Here is a 4,101-nt window from a genome sequence, read left to right as displayed (position 1 = left end):
CCCGTGGGGGGCGGGCCGCCCGGGGCGCGGGCGGGTGGGCGCGGGGCGGGGGCCGCCCCCGGCCCGGACGACCGCGCGGCGGCCGAGCGCGCCGTCCGCGCCGCCTACCGCGCGGCCGGGCTGCCCGAGCCCGCCGGCGTCCGCTGGTACGGTTCGCCGCTCGCCGCCGCCGAGGCGGCGCTGGAGCTGCGGGAGGCCGGCGCGGTGAGCGTCCGCGAGGCCGTCCGCACCCGGGCCTGGGAGGAGGCCCGGAGGCGTGCTGTCGAGCGGGTCGGTGCGGCCGGCTGGGCGGCGCACTGGGCGCTCACCGGCGGCGAACTCGGCCCGGTCACCACCCCGCTCGCCGACCGCGTGCGCAACGCCGTCCTCGACCGGCTCGCCCCCGAGACCGATCCCGGCGCGCCGTCCGACGACGAACGGACGGCCCGTGCCCGGCGCACCACCGTCCGCCTCGCGCTGCTCGACGCCGTCCGCGGACCGCACGACGCGCCCTGGTTCGCCGCCTTCGAGGCCGCCGGGGCACTCGACGGCGCCGTCGCCCCGCTGGCCGAGGCCGCCCGCACGGCCGGCTGGTGGTGGCCCTACGAGGACGTCGTGCTGATCAGCGAGCGGCCCGTCGAGCTCCACCGCGACGAGGCCGGCCGCCTCGACCGCGCCGACGGCCCGGCCCTCGCCCACCCCGACGGCTTCGCCCTGTACGCCTGGCGCGGCATGCCCGTCCCCGCCGAGTTCCTGGCCGGCCTCGCCGACATCACCGTCGAGCGGATCCGCACCGAGGAGAACGCCGAGCTGCGCCGCGTCCTGCTGGAGCACTACGGCTACGACCGCTACCTCGCCGACGCCGGCGCCGAGCCGCTCCACCGCGACGAGACCGGCGTCCTGTGGCGGATCGTCATGCCCGGCGACGAGCCCGTCGTCATGGTCGAGGTCGTCAACTCCACGGCCGAGCCGGACGGCACCTTCCGCACCTACTGGCTGCGGGTGCCGCCCAGTACCCGCACCGCCCGGGCCGGGGTCGCGTGGACGTTCGGCATACCCGAGTCCGAGTACCACCCGCAGCGCGAGACCTGAGCCGCCCCGCCACCCCGCCGGACCAGCCCTTCTGGACCGCTCGTCTGGCCGCCGCCGGCGCGGCCCCGCGACCGGTCCCGTACGCCGACCTGACGGTCGAGTGCCTGGCGGCAGCCATTCGCCTGGCCGTCGACGACCGGACGCACCGCACGCGTGCGGAGGCGGCGGCCCGGCGCATGGCGAGCGAGCAGGGCGCGGCCCGCGTGGCCGAGGCGGTGGCGGCGCTCGTGGACGGGAGGCGATGAGCAGAGGCGCGGAGCGATCCGGCGATCCGGGGGGGGCAGCCGCAGCCGCCGGGCCGCCGGCTCAGGTCAGGGCACGCGGGCGATGAGCACCGGCTGGAAGAAGCCGGTCTCCTCCGGCGGGGCCCAGGTCGGGTCGATGAAGCCCGCCTCGGCGGCGAAGGCGGTCAACTGGGACTGGGTGAGCGCCCAGTAGGTGGAGCGGTGCACTTCGGTGCGCCACTCGCCGGTGGCGTCCGGGGCCATCCGGAAGAGCTCGAGGTCGTAGCGCTCGCCGTCCTCGTGCCAATGCCAGAGCTGGAAGATGACGGACCGCTGGCCGTCGCGTTCGGCGGTCTGGGGCGGCGTGGAGGTCGGGCGCCCGCGGCGCAGGTCGTCGTAGGGACGGGTGGTGAGGAGGAGCAGGCCGCCGCTGCGGAGGGTGCGGCGCATGTCGGTGAGGGCGGCGCGGACGTCGTCGGCGGTGAGGAGGTGCGGGAGCGCGTTGTCGGCGCACACGACGACGTCGAACGTGGCGTCGGGGAACGGGAGCCGGCGCATGTCGGCAGCGGCGGCGGGCAGCCGGAAACCGCGGCCGGCGGCCTCACGGGTGGCGCGTGCGGCGGCGGCCGGGCTGAGGTCGGTCCCGGTGACGTGATGGCCGCGGGCGGCGAGCCCGATCGCCTGGGTCCCGATGCCGCAGGCACAGTCGAGCACGGTGGCCGGGCGGTCGCCGAGCCGCTCGCGGACGAGGCCGTCCAGGGCGGCGCCCTGCCGGGCGACGGAGGCCTCCCAGTCCGGGTAGAGGAGGTGGTAGCCCGCCGCGAACTCGTCGTAGAACCGGCCGGTGGGGGATCGGCTCATCGACATGCGGGCTCCTCGGGCGGAGGCAGGCTCGAGTACCGGGCGCTGTTGGCGTTGAGGTGGGCGAGGTAGTACGTCCTGCCGTCGTGCTCCAGCTCCATCGGCGGCGGTTCCGGGACGGTGGCCAACGCTGCCGTGTAGTGGCCGTCGAGGCGGACCTCCAGGCGCGGGACGTTGTGGTGGGTCGCGAACTCCTCGGCCCGCTCGGCGGTCCACAGACCACGGGGCTCGCCGGGGCCCTGTCGGGTCAGCGCGCGCAGCAGGGCGGGGCTGAAGACCTCCTGGGACCGGAAGTTCTCCAGGTGGCGCATGTCGGTGACGAGCGTGACGTACCGCCGGCTGTTGTCCCGGTGCCGCCCGGCGACCACGACCTGGCCGCCGCCGAGGTCCCAGCGCGGCGGGGCGATCCACAGCTTGGCACCGGGCGCGAAGTGCTTCAGGCCGCGCTGGAGGTCCAGCCCGCCCCTGCCGTGGGTGGTTTGCCCGGCCACGTTGGCCACCACGCAGTGGCCGTACGGAGGTTCTTCGGGCTGCTGGTTCGACATGGGATCATCCTCTCCCGGTCGAGGGGCGGAGGACAGCGGTTTTGGACACGATCGAGTTGCCGGAGGGGTCCTGGTGGGACTGGGACGTGTTCTCCTGGCGGCCTGGGCGGTTGCGGCTGGCGGCCGGGTACGACCTGGGCTACCACCACGGGCTGGAGCTGGTGTTCGACGATCCCCTCTACGTCGCGTGCCCGGCGGACTTCCACGATCCGGTGTTCCGCGCACCGACGCCGGAGGAACTGCGGCTGGTCGAGCGGTGCTGCGGTGAGGTGCCGGCGGTCGTGGTCGCGTTCGAGGCGGACGCCGGCGGGGCGCAGGACGTGTCCGGGCTGATCGCGGCGGGCGGGTTGCGGATCGTGCCGGGGTTCGTGAGCAGGATCAGCGCGGCGGCGGGGGCCTGACGGCACGACCGGCTGGCCGGGCGGCGGCGTGCGGGCGAGGATACGGGCATGCGCACCTTCGAGGATCTGATCGCTGAGGCCGCAGCGGTGTCCGTGGACGGCTGGGACTTCTCCTGGCTCGACGGGCGGGCCACCGAGGAGCGGCCGTCCTGGGGTTACCAGCGCTTGCTGGGCGAGCGGCTGGCGCGGGTCGACGCGGCGCTCGACGTTCAGACGGGCGGCGGTGAGGTGCTGGCCGGGGCGGGGAACTTCCCGGCGGTGATGGTGGCCACCGAGTCGTGGCCGCCGAACGTGGCGCGGGCGACGAAGCTGCTGCACCCGCTCGGCGCCGTCGTCGTGTCCGACCCGGACGAGCCGCCGCTGCCGTTCGCGGACGGGGCGTTCGACCTGGTCAGCAGCCGGCACCCGGTGAAGGCGCACTGGGCGGAGATCGCCCGGGTGCTGCGGCCCGGCGGCACCTACCTCGCGCAGCACGTCGGCCCGGCCTCCGGTTTCGAGCTGGTCGAGTACTTCATCGGCCCGCAGCCCGAGGCGCGCAGGAGCCGCCGCCCCGAGGACGAGAGCGCCGCCGCGCGGGCCGCCGGGCTGGAGGTCGTGGACCTGCGCTCGGAGCGGCTGCGGATGGAGTTCTTCGACGTCGGCGCGGTGGTGTACTTCCTGCGCAAGGTGATCTGGATGGTCCCGGGCTTCACCGTCGAGGCGTACCACGAGCGCCTGCGCGAACTGGACGCGCTGATCCGCACGGACGGACCGTTCGTCGCGCACTCGGCCCGCTTCCTCATCGAGGCCCGGAAGGCCTGAGCCGGCAGGGCCCGAGCCCGGAAGGCTCGAACCCGCAGGGCCCGAACCCGCAGGGCCTGAGCCCGGAAGGCCTGAGCCCGCAAGGTCCGAGCCCGAGTGACCCCGAGCCCGGCGCCCCCGGTCCGTGGCCCGTGCCCCGCCGCCCGGCCCCCGCCGCAGCTTATGGCGTGGTGGTCGAGCTACCTTATGCTCCACATC

5 protein-coding genes are annotated in these 4,101 nt (G+C 75.7%); 3 read left to right on the top strand and 2 right to left on the bottom strand.

From position 1 onward, the window contains the following. Positions 1-3: 3 nt before the first annotated feature. On the top strand, positions 4-1,071 hold the full coding sequence (locus ACFV4F_RS42735; RefSeq protein WP_380511312.1) for a DUF6745 domain-containing protein: 1,068 nt from the start codon (positions 4-6) through the stop codon (positions 1,069-1,071). A gap of 311 nt (positions 1,072-1,382) precedes the next feature. Here ACFV4F_RS42735 and ACFV4F_RS42730 read toward each other — a convergent pair whose 3' ends face one another. After that, the gene (locus ACFV4F_RS42730) at positions 1,383-2,156 is read right to left on the bottom strand and encodes a class I SAM-dependent methyltransferase (protein WP_380511309.1); all 774 of its coding nucleotides are present in this window, start codon (positions 2,154-2,156) and stop codon (positions 1,383-1,385) included. After that, positions 2,153-2,701: a hypothetical protein gene (locus tag ACFV4F_RS42725; RefSeq protein WP_380447462.1), complete on the bottom strand. Its 549-nt coding sequence runs from the start codon at positions 2,699-2,701 to the stop codon at positions 2,153-2,155. Before ACFV4F_RS42725 ends, ACFV4F_RS42730 begins: the two co-directional genes overlap by 4 nt. A 41-nt stretch (positions 2,702-2,742) precedes the next feature. Between ACFV4F_RS42725 and ACFV4F_RS42720 the strand changes: the two genes are divergently transcribed. Both ACFV4F_RS42720 and ACFV4F_RS42715 read left to right on the top strand, forming a co-directional pair. Further along, positions 2,743-3,102 carry a hypothetical protein gene (locus ACFV4F_RS42720; protein ID WP_380511306.1) on the top strand — a complete coding sequence of 120 codons (360 nt, stop codon included), beginning with the start codon at positions 2,743-2,745 and terminating at the stop codon, positions 3,100-3,102. A 48-nt stretch (positions 3,103-3,150) separates the two neighbouring features. Then, positions 3,151-3,903 (top strand): class I SAM-dependent methyltransferase, encoded by a 753-nt coding sequence (locus ACFV4F_RS42715; protein ID WP_380447458.1) that lies wholly within the window; start codon positions 3,151-3,153, stop codon positions 3,901-3,903. The last annotated feature ends 198 nt before the right edge of the window (positions 3,904-4,101 follow it).

The organism is Kitasatospora sp. NPDC059722 (genome assembly GCF_042733235.1).
Taxonomy (GTDB): Bacteria; Actinomycetota; Actinomycetes; order Streptomycetales; family Streptomycetaceae; genus Kitasatospora.
This window is presented reverse-complemented; position numbering and strand designations above follow the sequence as displayed.

Bases quoted from the DNA above. Each gene is read 5' to 3' on its own strand.
- ACFV4F_RS42730 (WP_380511309.1), bottom strand. From the start codon at position 2,156: ATGAGCCGATCCCCCACCGGCCGGTTCTACGACGAGTTCGCGGCGGGC.
- ACFV4F_RS42725 (WP_380447462.1), bottom strand. From the start codon at position 2,701: ATGTCGAACCAGCAGCCCGAAGAACCTCCGTACGGCCACTGCGTGGTG.
- ACFV4F_RS42715 (WP_380447458.1), top strand. From the start codon at position 3,151: ATGCGCACCTTCGAGGATCTGATCGCTGAGGCCGCAGCGGTGTCCGTG.